Origin of the sequence: Erythrobacter sp. SDW2 (assembly GCF_021431965.1) — a bacterium.
Classification (GTDB): Bacteria; Pseudomonadota; Alphaproteobacteria; order Sphingomonadales; family Sphingomonadaceae; genus Parerythrobacter.
In genome coordinates, this window is sequence record NZ_CP090370.1 from 1,711,696 (window position 1) to 1,727,935 (window position 16,240).

At 62.3% G+C, this 16,240-nt stretch carries 17 protein-coding genes; 6 read left to right on the top strand and 11 right to left on the bottom strand.

Annotated elements, in window-relative coordinates; genetic code table 11:
• Positions 1 to 19: 19 nt before the first annotated feature.
• The 3 genes from LY632_RS08365 to hppD all read right to left on the bottom strand — a co-directional run bounded on the left by LY632_RS08365 (position 20) and on the right by hppD (position 2,903).
• Entirely contained in the window at positions 20 to 1,162 is a 1,143-nt protein-coding gene (locus tag LY632_RS08365; protein ID WP_234090687.1) for a hypothetical protein, read from the bottom strand.
• Positions 1,163 to 1,248: 86 nt separating this feature from the next.
• Entirely contained in the window at positions 1,249 to 1,806 is a 558-nt protein-coding gene (locus tag LY632_RS08370; protein WP_234090688.1) for a VOC family protein, read from the bottom strand.
• Positions 1,803 to 2,903, bottom strand: coding sequence for a 4-hydroxyphenylpyruvate dioxygenase (hppD, locus tag LY632_RS08375; protein WP_234090689.1), 1,101 nt, complete (start codon positions 2,901 to 2,903; stop codon positions 1,803 to 1,805). The genes LY632_RS08370 and hppD overlap by 4 nt, the downstream gene beginning before the upstream one ends.
• A gap of 207 nt (positions 2,904 to 3,110) precedes the next feature.
• On the opposite strand from hppD, the gene LY632_RS08380 reads away from it, so the two are divergent.
• The 3 genes from LY632_RS08380 to LY632_RS08390 all read left to right on the top strand — a co-directional run bounded on the left by LY632_RS08380 (position 3,111) and on the right by LY632_RS08390 (position 6,039).
• Positions 3,111 to 3,464, top strand: coding sequence for a septum formation initiator family protein (locus LY632_RS08380; RefSeq protein WP_234093199.1), 354 nt, complete (start codon positions 3,111 to 3,113; stop codon positions 3,462 to 3,464).
• Positions 3,465 to 3,570: 106 nt separating this feature from the next.
• Entirely contained in the window at positions 3,571 to 4,659 is a 1,089-nt protein-coding gene (gene pdhA / locus LY632_RS08385) for a pyruvate dehydrogenase (acetyl-transferring) E1 component subunit alpha (protein WP_234090690.1), read from the top strand.
• A gap of 3 nt (positions 4,660 to 4,662) precedes the next feature.
• Positions 4,663 to 6,039 (top strand): pyruvate dehydrogenase complex E1 component subunit beta, encoded by a 1,377-nt coding sequence (locus LY632_RS08390; RefSeq protein WP_234090691.1) that lies wholly within the window; start codon positions 4,663 to 4,665, stop codon positions 6,037 to 6,039.
• Between the two features lie 76 nt (positions 6,040 to 6,115).
• Here LY632_RS08390 and LY632_RS08395 read toward each other — a convergent pair whose 3' ends face one another.
• From LY632_RS08395 to LY632_RS08420, 6 genes are all read right to left on the bottom strand, one after another.
• Positions 6,116 to 6,994, bottom strand: coding sequence for a TadE/TadG family type IV pilus assembly protein (locus LY632_RS08395; RefSeq protein ID WP_234090692.1), 879 nt, complete (start codon positions 6,992 to 6,994; stop codon positions 6,116 to 6,118).
• Positions 6,991 to 7,575 carry a TadE/TadG family type IV pilus assembly protein gene (locus LY632_RS08400; protein WP_234090693.1) on the bottom strand — a complete coding sequence of 195 codons (585 nt, stop codon included), beginning with the start codon at positions 7,573 to 7,575 and terminating at the stop codon, positions 6,991 to 6,993. Before LY632_RS08400 ends, LY632_RS08395 begins: the two co-directional genes overlap by 4 nt.
• Positions 7,575 to 9,503 carry a Tad domain-containing protein gene (locus tag LY632_RS08405; protein WP_234090694.1) on the bottom strand — a complete coding sequence of 643 codons (1,929 nt, stop codon included), beginning with the start codon at positions 9,501 to 9,503 and terminating at the stop codon, positions 7,575 to 7,577. Before LY632_RS08405 ends, LY632_RS08400 begins: the two co-directional genes overlap by 1 nt.
• Positions 9,504 to 9,597: 94 nt before the next feature.
• The gene (locus LY632_RS08410; protein WP_234090695.1) at positions 9,598 to 10,035 is read right to left on the bottom strand and encodes a TadE/TadG family type IV pilus assembly protein; all 438 of its coding nucleotides are present in this window, start codon (positions 10,033 to 10,035) and stop codon (positions 9,598 to 9,600) included.
• Positions 10,032 to 10,493, bottom strand: coding sequence for a TadE/TadG family type IV pilus assembly protein (locus tag LY632_RS08415; RefSeq protein ID WP_234090696.1), 462 nt, complete (start codon positions 10,491 to 10,493; stop codon positions 10,032 to 10,034). Before LY632_RS08415 ends, LY632_RS08410 begins: the two co-directional genes overlap by 4 nt.
• Complete coding sequence (locus LY632_RS08420) at positions 10,493 to 12,094, bottom strand: TadE/TadG family type IV pilus assembly protein (RefSeq protein WP_234090697.1); 1,602 nt, start codon at positions 12,092 to 12,094, stop codon at positions 10,493 to 10,495. The genes LY632_RS08415 and LY632_RS08420 overlap by 1 nt, the downstream gene beginning before the upstream one ends.
• A 64-nt stretch (positions 12,095 to 12,158) precedes the next feature.
• On the opposite strand from LY632_RS08420, the gene LY632_RS08425 reads away from it, so the two are divergent.
• Positions 12,159 to 12,878, top strand: coding sequence for a hypothetical protein (locus LY632_RS08425; protein WP_234090698.1), 720 nt, complete (start codon positions 12,159 to 12,161; stop codon positions 12,876 to 12,878).
• 47 nt (positions 12,879 to 12,925) lie between these two features.
• Positions 12,926 to 13,384, top strand: a complete 459-nt coding sequence (locus LY632_RS08430; protein ID WP_234090699.1) for an EF-hand domain-containing protein — start codon at positions 12,926 to 12,928, stop codon at positions 13,382 to 13,384.
• A gap of 1 nt (position 13,385) precedes the next feature.
• On the opposite strand, the gene trmFO is transcribed toward LY632_RS08430, so the two are convergent.
• Positions 13,386 to 14,750, bottom strand: a complete 1,365-nt coding sequence (trmFO, locus tag LY632_RS08435) for a methylenetetrahydrofolate--tRNA-(uracil(54)-C(5))-methyltransferase (FADH(2)-oxidizing) TrmFO (protein WP_234090700.1) — start codon at positions 14,748 to 14,750, stop codon at positions 13,386 to 13,388.
• A gap of 68 nt (positions 14,751 to 14,818) precedes the next feature.
• On the opposite strand from trmFO, the gene LY632_RS08440 reads away from it, so the two are divergent.
• Positions 14,819 to 15,481 (top strand): lysoplasmalogenase, encoded by a 663-nt coding sequence (locus tag LY632_RS08440; protein ID WP_234090701.1) that lies wholly within the window; start codon positions 14,819 to 14,821, stop codon positions 15,479 to 15,481.
• Positions 15,482 to 15,490: 9 nt separating this feature from the next.
• Here LY632_RS08440 and LY632_RS08445 read toward each other — a convergent pair whose 3' ends face one another.
• The gene (locus LY632_RS08445) at positions 15,491 to 16,237 is read right to left on the bottom strand and encodes a TauD/TfdA family dioxygenase (RefSeq protein WP_234090702.1); all 747 of its coding nucleotides are present in this window, start codon (positions 16,235 to 16,237) and stop codon (positions 15,491 to 15,493) included.
• Between the last annotated feature and the right edge of the window lie 3 nt (positions 16,238 to 16,240).

Below are 16,240 nucleotides of genomic sequence, written 5' to 3' on the forward strand. Positions count from 1 at the left end.
ATTTGTCTGGTTTTTCCGGCTATTGTGCGGGCGGATCAGCCTTGAAAACGAACACTGGACCGATGTCGACGCCTTGTGCCGGGCCATCGATCCTCAGGGCAACCGCAGCTTCACCGGGGCGCAGGTCGCGCTTGGCCTTGGTCGCGAGGCGCACAAGTTGCCAGTTTCCGCCCAGCTTGATCGAGGATTCCGACATCAGCTCGGCTGCCGCCGGGGCAATGAAACGAAGGCCCAGCGTCGAACCCTTGCCGTCTTCGCCGACTTCTGCCGACTTTGCCGCGACTGCGATGGTGATGTCGTCGCCCGCGGCAATGGCACTGTTGATGGTGACCAGTGCATCGACGGCAGCAGCAGGGTCGCCTGGTGTGGTCGCAAGGCGGGTTGCCTTGCCAAACCAGATAGTGCTGTCATCGCGCCCTTCGGCCGATCCGGAATCGGCGCTGGCAGCGACGATCCAGTCGCGATCGAACGGATCGTTGAGGACGGTGCCGAGGCCCTGCAACGGCTTGGGCAGGACGAAGGACTTTGGCGGCTCGATCACCGCTTGGGGCTGCGGTTTTGGCACCGCCTTGCCGACAATCGAACCCGCGCCCGTGATGACGATCGCCTGGCCGATTTCCAGGACCTGCTTGGTGCGCCCGAACTGGAGCGCGACGATACCGGTCTTGCGGGAAAGGGCCTGTTCGGCGGTCGTGGTGACTTCATACCACCCCCACTCTGTGCCGATCGACAAGGTCTCTTCGCCGAAGCCGGGGTAGGGCGGGGAGTCTTCCTGGAAGCGCACCCGCAGCACACCCTTCCCGTCAGGCGTGGCAGCTTCGACTGTCCGCGCCCAGAAGCCGATGGTGATGGTATCGCCGCGCTTTACGCTGCGGATCAGCGGGATGTTGGTCCCGGCGGTGTAGATGAACTCTGTCGCCTGGTTGACGTGAAACCGCCGCGCCGCACCGCCGCCGGGGATGCTGTCATCCTTGATCGATTCGGCGTAGAATTCTGGGCCGTAGCTGTCCCAGTCGATCCGCGAAGGATCGTTGACAAGCGTCCCGGGAAGCTGCTCCTCCAACGCCTTCAGTTCAGGCGAAAGCGATTGCGCCGCAAGCGGAACAGCGGACGCTGCCAGCGCAACGGCAGCAGCGATGCGAAGGATGCGAAGAACGACCACAGTACTCTCCCAACCAGCATGCATTCTTTGTTGGGAACGTTATCAATCGACACCAGGCTTGGCAAGATCAGTCGGAGTGAGGCTGATCAAGCGTTACCGTGTGCCTTGCGCGCGATCTCGTGCAGCCAGTCGGCGTGGCGGGGGGCCTTCTTGGTCTGGCTCCATTCATCGAGCATCAGCGGAGCGACACGCTTCAGCTCAGCATATTGCTCGTCTGTGCCGATATCGGCGGCGAGCTCCACCCGGTGGCCATTGGGGTCGAAGAAATAGATCGATTTGAAGATGCCGTGGTGGGTGGGGCCGAGCACATCAATGCCCTGTGCCTCGATGTGCTCCTTGGCTTTCAGCAGCTCCTCTTCCGATGCGACCCGAAAGGCGAGGTGCTGGACCCATGCGGGCGTGTTCTCGTCACGTCCCATCTCGGGTTGGTTGGGTAACTCGAAGAACGCCAGAACGTTCCCGTTCCCGGCATCTAGGAACACATGCATGTAAGGATCGTACTCGCCGGTGGAGGGCACATGGTCCTCGGCGAAGGCGGTGGTGTAGTCCATGCCCAGCACGCGGCCGTACCATTCGACGGTCTCTTTCGCGTCCTTGCAGCGATAGGCAGCGTGGTGGATGCCGGAGGGCTTGATGACGCTCATTGGGCAGGCTCCTCGATCTTCAGTGCGCCGCGCTCGATCTGGTCGCGCTCCATGCTTTCGAACAGCGCCTTGAAATTGCCCTCACCGAACCCTTCGTCACCCTTGCGCTGGATAAATTCGAAGAACACCGGGCCGATCTGCGCCTGCGCGAATATCTGCAACAGGAGGCGGGGTTGCCCGCCGTCGGTCGTGCCGTCGAGCAGGATGCCGCGCATCTTGAGCGCTTCGGTATCTTCGCCATGGCCGGGAAGTCGCTCGGCCAACATCTCGTAATAGGTGGCGGGCGGGGCAGCCATGAAAGGCACGCCAAGCTTCTGCAGGCGGTCCCAGCAGCTGACGAGATCGTCGCAGATCAGGGCGATATGCTGGATGCCTTCGCCATTGAACTGGCGCAGGAATTCCTCGATCTGGCCCTTTCCGCCTTCGCCTTCCTCGTTGAGCGGAATGCGGATCTTGCCGTCGGGTGCGGTCAGCGCCTTGGAGGTCAGGCCGGTATACTCGCCCTTGATGTCGAAGAAGCGGATTTCGCGGAAATTGAACAGCGTCTGGTAGTAGTCCGCCCAGTATTTCATGCGGCCGCCGTAGACGTTGTGCGTCAGGTGGTCGATCAGCTTGAAGCCGGCACCGACGGGGTGCTTGTCGACGCCCGGAAGATACTCGAAGTCGATGTCGTAGATGGAAAGGCCTTCGCCGTTCTCGTCGGCATAGCGATCGACGAGATAAAGGATGGCGCCGCCGATGCCGCGGATCGCCGGGATGTGCAGTTCCATCGGCCCGGTCTGGACCTGGACGGGCTCGGCCCCCTTGGCGAGCAGGTGGTCGTAGGCCTTGCGCGCATCGCGCACGCGGAATGCCATGCCGCAGGCCGAAGGGCCGTGCTCGCGGGCGAAGTACCAGGCGGCACTGCGCGGTTCGTAATTGGCGATCAGGTTGATCCCGCCCTGGCGCCACAGATGGACATCCTTCGAACGATGAGTTGCGACATGGGTGAAGCCCATCGCTTCGAATACGGGCTCCAGCTGGCCTTTCTCAGGCGCGCAAAACTCGACGAACTCGAATCCGTCGAGGCCGGCGGGGTTATCGAAGAGGTCTGCCATGCGTGCTCCTGAGGTCTGGGATGGGGAAAACTGGTTTCAAACGAAACTATATCGCAGATGCCCCGGGAATGCAAGGGCAAGGGTGCAATCAGGGCTGTTCACAAATAATGCTCGCCCCATCGCAGCCTGCTGGCGAATCGGGGCATGTTGGTGCACGGTTCGACTCGTGCCAGAATCGTTTCGTCGCAATTTCGGAAAGACGGCTTGATGCTGCGATTCAAAGCTGATTCAGTCGTCTTCATGACGCGCGAGGGACACCGCATCAAAATGCCCAGGGAGCAGCTGACCCAGGGGCTGGCGCTTGTCGCCTTGCTGCTCATGGCCGGTATGGCTCTGTTCGGGCCCAGCGGCCTGCTGGCCTGGAGCGAACAATCCCAACTGCTGGAGCAGCGCAAGGCGCAAATTGCCCAGCTCACCGATGAGCGCAACCGCCTGCAACAGGACGTGGACGCGCTCGATCCGGAGAATGTCGATCCCGACTTTGCCGCGACGATCGTCCGCGAGCAGTTGAATGTCGTGCATCCCGACGAGCTGGTGCTCGAACTCGAGCCACAGAAATAATCCCTACGCATAGGTATTTCCGTAGCGTCCGGCGCGTGTGAGCGTTGCGCAGCGCGCGCGCTTGGTCTTATAGGCCGGGGCCATAACCCACCGGAAGGATTGCCCCTTGGCCAAAGCCAGCACCCGCAAGACGCCTGCGAAGAATCACGCTGTCCGCAGCGCCGCGCAGGACGAGGATTTTATCCTGCACAGCCTCCAGGAAGCGTTCGAGAAGAACAAGCGCTACGACGCCAGCGTCGAGGAGATGCTGCACTTCTACGAACAGATGTTGCTCATTCGCCGCTTCGAGGAACGCGCGGGCCAGCTTTACGGCCTCGGCCTGATCGGCGGCTTTTGTCACCTTTATATCGGGCAGGAAGCGGTCGCCATCGGCCTTCAGTCGGCACTCGACGGGGACAAGGACAGCGTCATCACCGGGTACCGCGACCATGGCCACATGCTCGCCTACGGCATCGATCCCAAGGTCATCATGGCCGAACTGACGGGCCGCGAAGCCGGCATTTCCAAGGGCAAGGGCGGCTCGATGCACATGTTCAGCACCGAGCATAAGTTCTACGGCGGCCACGGCATCGTCGGCGCGCAGGTCGCGCTCGGCGGCGGGCTGGCCTTCGCACACAAGTACAACGAGGACGGCGGTTTGTGCCTCGCCTATTTCGGCGACGGCGCGGCGAACCAGGGACAGGTCTACGAAACCTTCAACATGGCCGCGCTGTGGAACCTGCCGATCGTGTTCGTGGTCGAGGACAATCAGTACGCCATGGGCACTGCGTCGAAGCGCAGCTCGGCCGAAACCCGCTTCCACCGCCGCGGCACGGCCTTTCGGATCCCCGGCATGGAGGTGAACGGCATGGACGTACTCGAAGTGCGCGCCGCCGCCGAGGTCGCGTTCAAGCATGTGCGCGAAGGCAATGGTCCGGTGCTGATGGAGTGCAACACCTATCGCTACCGCGGGCACTCCATGTCGGACCCTGCCAAGTACCGCACCCGCGAGGAAGTGCAGGAACAGCGTGACCACCACGATCCGATCGAGGGCCTCAAGAAGATCCTGATCGAGAAGGGCAAGAGCGAGGACGATTTGAAGGCTATCGACAAGGCGATCCGGGCACAGGTCTCGGAGAGCGCGGACTTTGCCGAAAACTCGCCGGAACCCGCGCCGAGCGAACTCTACACCGATGTTCTGGTGGGGGAGTACTGAGCCATGGCGATCGAACTCAAGATGCCCGCGCTCTCGCCGACCATGGAGGAAGGCACGCTCGCCAAATGGCTCAAGCAGGAAGGTGACGAAATCGCCATCGGCGACATCATCGCCGAAATCGAGACCGACAAGGCGACGATGGAATTCGAAGCCGTCGATGACGGCGTGCTCGGCAAGATCCTCGTTCCCGAGGGCACCGAGAACGTGAAGGTCGGCACCGTCATCGCCATGCTGGGGGGGGAGGGCGAAGAGTCCGCCGCCCCTGCCGCCCCAAAGGTCGAAGACGTTGCAGGCGAGGGCAAGGATGTCGGCCGCGACGAGGCCGGCGGTGTGACGGCCCCGCAGAAGCCCGCGAGCAAGCCCAAGGCCGATCCCGAGATTCCCGCCGGCACCAACATGGCAACCGTCACCGTCCGCGAGGCGCTGCGCGATGCCATGGCCGAGGAAATGCGCCGCGACGAGCGCGTCTTCGTGATGGGCGAGGAAGTTGCCGAGTACCAGGGCGCCTACAAGGTCACCCAGGGGCTCCTCGACGAATTCGGGCCGAAGCGCGTGATCGACACGCCGATCACCGAATACGGCTTTGCCGGCATCGGCACCGGCGCGGCCATGGGCGGCCTGCGCCCGATCGTCGAGTTCATGACCTTCAATTTCGCCATGCAGGCGATCGACCACATCATCAACTCGGCGGCCAAGACGAATTACATGTCGGGTGGCCAGATGCGCTGCCCGATCGTGTTCCGCGGCCCCAACGGCGCGGCGTCACGCGTGGGCGCGCAGCACAGCCAGAACTATGGCCCGTGGTATGCCAGCGTGCCCGGCCTGATCGTGATCGCGCCTTTTGACGCCTCGGACGCCAAGGGGCTGCTCAAGGCGGCGATCCGCAGCGACGACCCGGTCGTCTTCCTCGAGAACGAGCTGGTCTATGGCCGCAGCTTCGAGCTGCCCGAACTCGACGACCACGTCCTGCCGATCGGCAAGGCGCGGATCATGCGCGAGGGTTCGGACGTTACCATCGTCAGCTATTCCATCGCGGTCGGTTGGGCGCTGGAGGCTGCTGAGAAGCTGGCCGAGGAAGGTATCGATGCCGAAGTCATCGACCTGCGCACCTTGCGTCCGCTCGACAAGGAAACGATCCTGGCTTCTCTCGCCAAAACCAACCGCCTGATCGTGGCGGAAGAAGGCTGGCCGACCTGCTCGATCGCTTCGGAAGTGATGGCGATCTGCATGGAGGACGGCTTCGACCACCTTGATGCGCCGGTGTTGCGCGTCACTGACGAGGATGTGCCGCTGCCCTATGCCGCCAATCTCGAAAAGTTGGCGCTGATCGACACCGCCCGCATCGTCGCGGCGGCGAAGAAGGTCTGTTACCGAGACTGACTGAGTAGAATTGAGAAAAGAGTAAATAGAAGTGTTGGCGGAAATAAAAACTTAGAACCACTGCGGAGTCGCTAAGTCAATCGTCGGCGTCCTCGTCCTCCCCTTCATCGTCATCATCAACTCCACCGCCACCGCTGCTGCCGGAACTGCCCGAACTGCTCGAACCGCCACCACTGCTGGTGCCGCTGCTGCCTGAAGTTCCTGGGTGGTCGCCCAACAGCGGACCGGAGGTGCCCCCTGGAGAGACTGCGCCTATGGGCTCCACAGGCGTGCTGTTCCCGTCGAAGTCATCGAATATGCTGCAATTCGCGGTAGGATCGGGCTTCAATGGATCCCGCTGGTAGAGTTCTGCGAGATCGCGATTGTCGCGCACGTTGAAGGCGGCATGGGCCGTGATCAGCCGATCGCTGACGAACATATCGCCAAACAGCGGTTGGTAGTTGTAAGCCACTTCGACGAACATGATGGCGTCTTCGGGCTCTGCAGTGACCTTGCTGCCGACCGGCCCCATACCTTCGAAGCTGCCGCTCAGACCGTCGCCTTCGACGCCATAGGTCGAAGCCCAGTTCAAGCGGCCTTTGCAGCGCTGCCAATGGATGTACTGCTGCTCCGGGTCGCTTTCCGGGACAACCTCGAGACTGCTGATGATCACCCTTCCGTTGGCGTAGAATTCCAGCGAGTCTGTTTCGAGATGAGAGCCATAGAGCAGGTCGTTGACGTCGCTCTCGTAGATCTTGCGCGTCTCGAGCGCAGAGATTTCGCCAACACGTGAAGCGTCGTCGGCGATCCGCAATGCCATCTGGTTTACCCGCATGTGGACGATCGAGAGCCAGGTCGTCTCGGCACCGTAAAGGCCGGCGACCATCAGCAACGGAGCAGCGAGAGCGAACTCGGTCATCGCCACGCCGCTGGTTGCGGCCATCACGTCTTTGGCGAAATGTGCAAACCGGCTCATATGCAGCTCTCTGTTTCCGGCGCAGCGTCACTATCGGCAAAGGGCTGGTTCCGCAGCAAAGTAGTTGCGGTGACGGAGAATCTGGGATCGAGCCCAATCAAGGCTGGAGCTGGGAACAGCCGGTCGTAACTTATCGTGACCTTGTATTCGACGACATCGCGCGCCCCGCCATTGCCGATAATGCCCCGATCGCTATCCCAGAGGCCGTTGCCGTTGACGTCCTCGAACGATTCCCCGTCGTTGCAGAACCCGTCGCCATTGACGTCGTCGTAATCTTCTGGGTTTCCGACGACCGAGAAACTGTCATAGGATTTGCGAGCGTAGCTGAGCTGCGCCGATGGCAGTAGATCCCTTACCCTCGTCGTCACCTCGCCGTCGAGCGAGCCGCTATCGGCGTCCTCGATCGTTGCCCCGCGCGCAGCGTCGGCCACGGCGCCGCGCAAGACGACCGACGTGTAGGCGTTGAAGGCGGCATCCATCGCCCCCAATACCGCGATCAGCAAGACTGGCGAAATCATCGCGAATTCGACGAAAGTCGCACCTTCGCGGTTTCTGCGCAGAGATCGGACCATGCGGAGCATCAGCGAGAAATCCGCAGGTCGCCCATCGACTTGGCAATGGCGACAAAGGCTTCATTGAGCTGGCTGGAGTTGGCAGCTTCGAAGTAACGCCCCGTGCCGGCGCACTCCCTCATCGCTTCGTTGGCATAGGTGCCAAAGGCGATGACCCACACGGTTGTGTTATTCTTCTTCACTTCTTCGCATGCGAATTTGAAGCGCTGCTCGATGGTCTGTGCCAGCGACAGCGGCGAGGAACTGTCCCACCGCCGCATGTCGAGCGGTTCGAGCCCGTAGGCGCCATAAGCCATGTCATAAGGTTCGGTCTGGCCGTCGGTCAGGAAGATGAGGTGGCGAGAGGTCGGCTGGGCAGTCGAGACATTGGCGTTTTCGCTCGCGAATAGCCCCCTCTGCGACAGCAGGCGCCCGCCCCAGATCATCCCGATATCGTGATAGGTGGCGCCATAGGGGACCAGCGTTGCCAGATAGGCATTAAGCTCGTCCAGCGTGCGCTCGGCCAGCTTCGATGCCGCGGGCGGACAATCGCTGAACCACCAGGTGCCTGTCTGCGCATATGTGTCGGTGGTCACGACCTGCGACCTCGACCAGCTGCCCGTGCCGTTGTTCATGATCTTGCGAGCGTAGATCGCCGAGGGATAGCGCGGCCGCCATTGCGTGTCCGGATTTCCCGGATCGGGCACCAGGTTGATGTCGAGGTCGGGGTTCTGGCTGAGGTCCACACTGGAAAAATCGGTGATCGCAGTCGATTTGCGTTCCTCGATGCAGGTGTTGCCTGCTTCGGCTCGCCAATTGCTGACATCACGCGCGATCGGCTTGTAGCGGTACTGGATCCGGTCAGCCGAGGGAACACTGGTGACCTTCTCGAAGGTCTCGACATAATTGGTCGAGACCATTTGCTGCACCTTGCAGGTCGAAGCGGTGACCACAGTGCGGTAGCGGGTTCCGTTTTCGGTCCGCCGGTAATTTTCGGTCGTAACAACTGCGGGGGGACTGAGCTGCACTGCAACGGTTGGTCCGCCGACAAGGACGTCGGTCTGGGTCAGAGTGTTGGAAGGTTGCGATCCGCTGCACGAATACCATCCGGTCTGATCAGGCGAGGGAGGGGGATTCCAGGTGGCGACATAGCTGGTGCCGGTGTCCGTCCAGCTTGGTCTGGTCCCGGACACATACCGCCAGTTGATCCAGTCGGTTCTGGCTACCGCAGGAAGCGTCACACCGGTCGCTTCGCGCGACTGATAGGTCCATTCATCGACCATCCAGTCATCTTCGAGCAGCCCGCCGACATTCACGTTGGTGGCATAGGGCACGAAGCCGTAGCGGATGCGAGTTTCCGGACCCTTGGCACCTTCCAGCTGGCCATAGAAGTTGCGGATCACCGCTTTGACCGACTCCAGTCGCGAGAGGGTGTCGCCGGCATTGGTGTGTCGCATCGATCCGGTCACGTCGATCGACATCATCACGTCGAGGTTCTGGAAGTTGAGGATCGAGGCGCAGGTCACCGCGATCGGCATCTCGTCCTGCCCGAACACCTGCATCACCGCCATCGGCATCTCGATCGTCGCGTGTCCGCTGACCGAGAAGTCATTTTCCAGCGCCATCTGGAAAGTGCGATCATAGGTGGCATAGCTGCCGTCGCGGAAGTTCAGGTTGAAGAACCGGTTGCCGGTCGCGGCCACTTCGGCAGGGACAACGCCAGTGGTGACGACTTCGGAGCCGAGCCGTTTGCGCGCCGCCAGCACGGCGGAGTCGCAAGCCTGCTGCAATCGGGTCTGCACCACATAGGCGCGGCCCATATCGACGCCGCTGCCGACAATCGCGAGCAACGGGATCATCGCCGCGGCAATCAACGCCAACGTGTTGCCCGCGCGGTCCTCGGCGAGGCGAGCGAGAAATCCCCTGACGACAGGCGGGAAGGAGATGAGGCGCTTCATCACATTCTGTGCCCTACAGGCGCCGTGTGATCGTATCCCGAACGGACATGGTTAATTTGTTTGGAGTTGGCCTCCCCCGGCACGGGACACCGCCTTACTTCAGTAGGAAGATGGGGCGGGAGAAGGTGAGGGTGGGGCTGGCCCAATCGAACAATGGCAAGACCGCAGGCACCCGGTAGGTGATGGTGATGGTCTTTTCCCACGCCCCGTCGAACCGTTCGGTCGCCGCGTTGGTGACGTCGATCTCCACCGAATTGGCGAGATTGTAGGTGTCGGACGTGGCGATGGCGATGGCCTGGTTCTCGATAGTGGTGTTCCCGGGCGCATTGCCCTTCTGGTATTCGACCACCGCGTAGCGCGCGGCGTCTCCCGCGACGCTGCGCATCGAATTGTAGGCCTGCATCCCCAACCCGATCTGCACCACCCCGATCATCAGGCCGAACACGACCGGCGCAAGGATCGCAAATTCGATAATCGCGGCACCGCGCGTCTCGTCGGCCAGGCGACGACAGAACAGCTTCCTGACGGTCATGATATCTGCACCGTCCGTTCAACATTGAAGTCGACCGGTTGGCCGATCCCGAACTGGGTCCACTTCGGCGAATAGGTTTCATCCATCTCGATGATGAGGAAGCCGGAAACCACCGCATCGACATCGCATTCGCCCTTGGTGTCGACATATTCGTCAGCATCGTCGCAGCGGAATTTCTGTGTAATCGTCACGTTTTCGTCGGCCAGGCCGGTGGAGGTTTCAAGAATGTCCTCGACGGTGCCGATGTCGAACGAAGACCCGCCTTCGGTCGACAGTGCCATGGCCACGGCCTCGGCCGCCGCGGTGCGCAATTCGGACTGGCGAGCCACCATGTAGCTCACCTCGAAGCCGCCGAACGCCATGATGACCAGGATCGGGACGATGAATGCCGTCTCGATGGTCATCGTGCCGCGGTCATCGCGCAGCAGGGCCGGGAGGGAGAAGCGAATAGCGTTCATCACCGGACCAGCCGCACGCCGCCCTTCTGGGAGCCGATTGCGAAGGGGTTCGCTTCGGACGATTCACAGAAGATGTTGGCGTTGAAGTTGCCGTTCAGGGTGATAGTCCCCGAGGCGATCTGGAGACAGGAGCCGGTCAGGTTCGAGTTGCCGTTGAACCAGACATTGCGGCCGGGCATGTAGAACACGCCGTTCAACACCAGCGATGCTCGACCGTTCATCTTGAACTGGTCCTCACTTTCCGGGTCGTAAAGCAGCATCCCGGCCAGCTTGGCAGCGCTGGCTGCGCTCAGCCCATAGGTGTTTTCGAGCGTATCGCTGGAAATTCCGGTGAAATTGAGGTTGGAATTGTCGTTGATGTGGATCTTGTCGCCACTTTCCAGCACGAACATCACATCGTCGCCGGTGACGGAAACATTGTCGCCGAAGTCGAGCGTGCCTTCGACCACATAGACCCCGGGCTGGAACTCGGTGTTGCAGGCGATCTCGATATTCGCGTAGGTTCCAGGCAAAGGCCTTGCCACACCGTCGTTGGCAGGCGTGGAGACCGTCCGGATATTGGAATAGGTTGTCGTGGTCCCGACCTGCAACCATTCCCAGATCGAGCTGGTACCCGAGCCTTCCCCGGTGGCGACAAGGTCGTTCTTGTTGAAGGTCGCAGGGCTGTAGACCGTGCTGCTGCCAGCCGTGGTTCCGTTCGGCACAGTCTCGTTACTGGTCACCGGCGCCGTGGTGTAGTCGGTGTGCCGGCCGATATATGTCGCCGGCTGGATAGTCGCGCTCGACTTGTTGCGCCCCCTGTAATACTCGTAGTTGTAGGAGTTGGAGGTCGTGACGTCCGCGGTCGTGGTTGTCGTTGCAGGGGTGGCTGCCGGGCAGGAGTATGTCCGCGGCGTCGCATCGTCCGGTGGTTCCAGCCCTTCGAACGGGTTGGTGAGCGAGCCGACGTCCGCGAAGATGCTGCCGTTGGATGAAAAGCCGGAATCGACGCCCCCGTTCGATATGAGCTGGTTCGCCCAGATCGAAGGGTTGCCGTTCTTGACCATGGCGGTGTCGCTGTCGGACAGGGAGCCGAAGCCGCATGGCGCACTGCCCGAAACGCTGCCCCCGAGGATGAACGCGCTGTCCGCATCCGGATCGAGCGCGAGCATGCAGGTGGTGAATTCCTGCGCAGCCACCGTTGTCGCCTGCGCGCTTACCGCGATAGTCACGGCGTTGTCGGTCAAATAGCCAGAGAAGGGCAGCCGCTTCGATGCCGTGACAGACACAAGCACGCTGTTGTCGGCTACGCCGTTGTAGTCGGCCAGACCGATTACCGGAGTAGCGCTGAAATCTTCGGCGATACCGACGTTGGCGTTGAATTCCTGCTGCGCACGGACGTCATAGTCGTCAATCGAATCATTGTCCGCACGCGCCCAGGCTCCCGCAATAGCGGCTTGGTCGACGGCATACTGCAGTTCGCGCTTCCACAAATACCACTGCGCCGTATCGACTGCGAGCCCGGTGCCGCCGATCAGCGCAGGCATGCCAAGCCCGACCAGCATGGCGGCATTGCCGCTCTGCGCGCGACCCAGACGCTTGAAAAATGCACCTATACCCATCGAAGGAAACCTTCCCCGAAAACACTACGAGACAGCGTGCCTCTACAGGGTCTAGGTAATCGAGTTGCGTAAGCAGACGGTTAAGATCGACTTTACATTGTTGACTTTGTGCAGCTGCAGGCTGGATGGCGACATCATGGACAGCTTCGCACTCGACCAGTTGCCACCGGTTCAAAGGCTCGCGCTGGCTTACGCGCCAGGGCCTGCGAAGGCTGCCACCGGTGCAGTTTTTGCTCTTGACACGCGACTGTCGCAGATTGGGCGCCAGTCTGCCGAGCCATTGATAACGCAGATGAAACTCGCCTGGTGGCGCGATCAGTTTGCCAACCCTGCGAGCGCTTGGGCAAAAGGAGAACCTTTGCTGGCGGTGCTTGCGGAAGGGCGGGTTTCACCCGATGCCTTGGCTGAACTGGTCAATGGCTGGGAGGCGGTGCTGATCGGGGAGGAACTCAATCTGCAGGCAGTAAAATCTCTTGCGGAAGGGCGCGTAGCCGCGTGGTGCGGACTGGGTCATCGGCTTGGCTGCGATGGAGCGGAAGACGCGATTGCCCTCGCCGCGCGACGCTGGACCTATGCCGAGGTGGCAGGCCAGATTCCTCCGGGGGATTTGCAGGATTCTCTCCGGAGATTCCCTGATGCTACACCGGTGCGATTGCCGAAGACCCTGCGCCCGCTTGTGGTGCTCGACGGCCTGGGCCTGAGAGCGCTGCGGCAGCGCGCCCCTCTGCTTGACGGTCCTGCGGCCTTGGTGGCGGCAATGCGGCTTGGCATTTTCGGCCGTTAGGATAAGGTTCTCGCGGGGACAGCGTTCTTGCGTGGAGAACGCTTCAGATGAATCGCCTGGTGCTAGGGGCCGTCGCTGCATTGCTGCTGGCCGGAATCGGCCTGTTCTGGTGGCAGGGGAGGGCCGAGGTCGAGCAAGGTGCGCCGCCGCCCATGCCGATGCCCGTCGAAACACCGGACGAATTGCCCGAGGCCGATGTCAGCGGCTTGACAGGACCGGCCCCACCCGAAGCGACCGAACTCACCCGCGAGCAGCGCCGCTTCTTCCGTTATGACCGCAACCGCGATCTCAAGATCACCCGCCGCGAAATGCTTTCGACCCGGACCGATGCCTTCCGCAAGCTCGACACGGACGGCAACAACCTGCTCACCTTCGAGGAATGGGCCGTGACCACGGTTGAAAAGTTCGAGCAGGCTGATGCCAATGACAACCAGGAGCTGACCCAGGCCGAGTTTGCCACGACCGCCCCCAAGCCGGTCAAGAAGAAGCCGACGTGCAGTTGTTAGGTCAGGCCGGTACCCGCAGACTTGCGATCCATCTGGCGTGGTCAGCCTTGGCGCGACCGGTGTAAGCCTCCTTGCGCAGCTTCTTGCCGACATCGTGCAGCGGCGGGAACAGGCCGAAGTTGATGTTCATCGGCTGGTAGGTCTCGGCCTCGGCATCACCGGTGATATGCGCGAGCAGCGCGCCCATGGCTGTGGTGCGGGGCGGACCTTGCCAGGGCTGACCCGCCAGCTCGGCCGCGGCCATCATCCCCGCCAGCAGGCCGACGGCAGAGCTTTCGACATAGCCTTCGCACCCCGTCACTTGCCCGGCAAAGCGGATGTGCCCCGCACCTTTCAGCCGGAGCTGTCGGTCGAGCACCATCGGCGAATTGAGGAAAGTGTTGCGGTGCAGCCCGCCGAGCCGCGCAAACTCGGCGTTCTCGAGGCCTGGAATGGTCCGGAACAGTTCGACCTGCGCGCCATACTTGAGCTTGGTCTGGAAGCCGACCATGTTCCACAGCGTGCCCAGCTTGTTGTCCTGCCGCAGCTGCACCACGGCATAGGGCCAGCGGCCTTGCGGAAACTCGGGCGTGGTGTCGCGCGGGTTGTCGAGTCCGACGGGCTTCATCGGCCCAAAGCGCAGTGTATCGACCCCGCGCTCGGCCATCACTTCGATCGGCATACAGCCGTCGAAATAGGGGGTGTCTTTCTCCCACTCGCGGAATTCGGTCTTCTCCCCGTCGAGCAGGCCCCGGTGGAAGGCGAGATACTGCTCCTTCGTCATCGGGCAGTTGATGTAATCGCCTTCTTCGTTCGACGCCTCGTTGCGCTTGTTCCAGCGGCTCTGGATCCAGCACACATCCATATCGATACTGTCGCGGTGGACGATCGGCGCAATGGCATCGAAGAAGGCGAGCCGTTCCTGCCCGGTAGCCCTGACGATGCTCTCCGCCAGGGCCTGCGCCGTCAGCGGGCCGGTGGCGACGATGGTGAGACCGGCTTCGGGCAGCACATCGATCCGTTCGCGCACCACGGTGACCTTGGGGTGCTCCATCAGCGTGCGCTGCACTTCGGCGGAGAAAGCATCACGGTCGACCGCCATGGCACTGCCGGCCGGCACCCGCGCCATTTCGCCCGCGCGCATGATCAGGCTGTCGAGTGCGCGCATTTCGTAGTGCAGCAGTCCGACGGCGTTCTTGTCGCTGTCGTCCGAGCGGAAGCTGTTGGAGCAGACCAGTTCGGCCAGACCATCGGTCTGGTGCGCCGGGGTCATGTCGCCCGAACCGCGCATTTCTGACAGCCGCACGGAAAACCCGCGCTGCGCCAACTGCCAGGCCGCTTCGCTCCCGGCGAGCCCGCCGCCGATTATGTGGACATCATGGGTCATTGCCGGGGCAGTTAGGCTTGCGCGGCAGGGGCATCAAGTCCTAGCGGAGCGCAGGAGGGGAACTTGCCATGTCACATCACGCCCTGATCGAGGAACGGCCCTGGCTGCTGGCGAGCATAGTCGCCGCGGTGGCGTTCTATCTGTTGCGTGACAATGCCGTCGGCGGAATCCAGTTGATGGCGCTCAAAGGCGCAGGCGTGGCCTTGCTTGCGGTCTATGCCTTCCGTCGGGGTGTCGGGACAAACGGGCTGTTGCTGACGACCTATCTCGCATTCGGCGCGCTGGGCGACGTGCTGATCGAGATTTCGATCACCTATGGCGGCGCAGCCTTCTTTGCCGGACATATGGCGGCCATTGCGCTGTTCCTGCGCAATAGGCGCGAGGCTCCGACCGGCAGCCAGCGCGCCGCGGGGGCAGCTTTGGTGCTGCTCACCCCGGTTCTGTGCTGGCTGCTGTCGGGCAGCTACGAGGTAGGTCTCTATGGCCTTGCCTTGGGCGGGATGGCAGCAGGGGCCTGGATGAGTCGTTTCCCACGTTATCGCGTCGGCATCGGGGCGGTATTGTTCGTGATCTCCGACCTCCTCATCTTCAGCGAGATGGGCAGCATCAACCTCGCACCCTTGCCACACTACCTGATCTGGCCGCTCTACTATGTCGGACAGTTGCTGATTGCCGTGGGCGTGGTCCAGACCCTGCTGGCAGACCGACTGGCCACCGCCTGGCAGCGCTAGGGGCGAATTTCAGCCCGGCGCAGCGACCGTCGTGCGGTGCAGTTCGCGGCGGTGGCCTTCGTAGCCGCCGGTCGCCTTGTGCAGGACCGCGCGATTGTCCCACAGCAGCACCATGCCCTCGATGCCGACAATATAGCCCATGGTCGAGAACAGCGCTTCCTCGCCCGTTTCGGGATGCAGGTTGACGAGTGGGTGGGCGAAGTGTTCCCGCGCGCTGTCATCGGGGCGGATTGCCATCGAGCGGCCAAGTGCCTGGTCCTTCTCGCCATAGGTCCCGTCGGGGGCATAGGCGAGCGCGGCGCTGTGGATCGCGGTGAGCGAGCGCAGATAGGCCTTCCGCTGCTCCGGCAGGGCGGCGAAGGCGGCGACCTGGTCGGCGAACAGCGTGTCGCCGCCGGTAGGCGGGACCTCGATCGCCATCAGGCAGGTTCCGGCCGGCGGCCTGGGCAGGAAGCTCCAGTCGCTGTGCCAGCTTTCGGCGAAGATCGGCGCCTTTTCGTCGGGTTCGCGCAGGATCGCCGCGATATTCTTACGGCCGGGGATCGGCTCGAAGAACGGGTCGAAGCCGAACCCGCCCATGGCGAGGGTGAAGCGTTCGAGCGCGTCATCGTTCATCGCCTGATCGGCGAAGGCGAGCACGCGGTGCCTCAGCCATTCGGCCCGGATCGCCGCCACCAGCGCGTCGTCGAGCGGGCCGGACAGGTCGATGCCCCGGATGGTGGCACCGCAGGCTTGTCCGCTTGGCTCGACGATCATGCG

Coding starts and splice junctions, on each gene's coding strand:
- LY632_RS08370 (WP_234090688.1), bottom strand. CDS start 1,806: ATGAGCGTCATCAAGCCCTCCGGCATCCACCACGCTGCCTATCGCTGC.
- hppD (WP_234090689.1), bottom strand. CDS start 2,903: ATGGCAGACCTCTTCGATAACCCCGCCGGCCTCGACGGATTCGAGTTC.
- LY632_RS08380 (WP_234093199.1), top strand. CDS start 3,111: ATGCTGCGATTCAAAGCTGATTCAGTCGTCTTCATGACGCGCGAGGGA.
- LY632_RS08390 (WP_234090691.1), top strand. CDS start 4,663: ATGGCGATCGAACTCAAGATGCCCGCGCTCTCGCCGACCATGGAGGAA.
- LY632_RS08395 (WP_234090692.1), bottom strand. CDS start 6,994: ATGAGCCGGTTTGCACATTTCGCCAAAGACGTGATGGCCGCAACCAGC.
- LY632_RS08400 (WP_234090693.1), bottom strand. CDS start 7,575: ATGCTCCGCATGGTCCGATCTCTGCGCAGAAACCGCGAAGGTGCGACT.
- LY632_RS08405 (WP_234090694.1), bottom strand. CDS start 9,503: ATGAAGCGCCTCATCTCCTTCCCGCCTGTCGTCAGGGGATTTCTCGCT.
- LY632_RS08410 (WP_234090695.1), bottom strand. CDS start 10,035: ATGACCGTCAGGAAGCTGTTCTGTCGTCGCCTGGCCGACGAGACGCGC.
- LY632_RS08415 (WP_234090696.1), bottom strand. CDS start 10,493: ATGAACGCTATTCGCTTCTCCCTCCCGGCCCTGCTGCGCGATGACCGC.
- LY632_RS08420 (WP_234090697.1), bottom strand. CDS start 12,094: ATGGGTATAGGTGCATTTTTCAAGCGTCTGGGTCGCGCGCAGAGCGGC.
- LY632_RS08430 (WP_234090699.1), top strand. CDS start 12,926: ATGAATCGCCTGGTGCTAGGGGCCGTCGCTGCATTGCTGCTGGCCGGA.
- trmFO (WP_234090700.1), bottom strand. CDS start 14,750: ATGACCCATGATGTCCACATAATCGGCGGCGGGCTCGCCGGGAGCGAA.
- LY632_RS08440 (WP_234090701.1), top strand. CDS start 14,819: ATGTCACATCACGCCCTGATCGAGGAACGGCCCTGGCTGCTGGCGAGC.
- LY632_RS08445 (WP_234090702.1), bottom strand. CDS start 16,237: ATGATCGTCGAGCCAAGCGGACAAGCCTGCGGTGCCACCATCCGGGGC.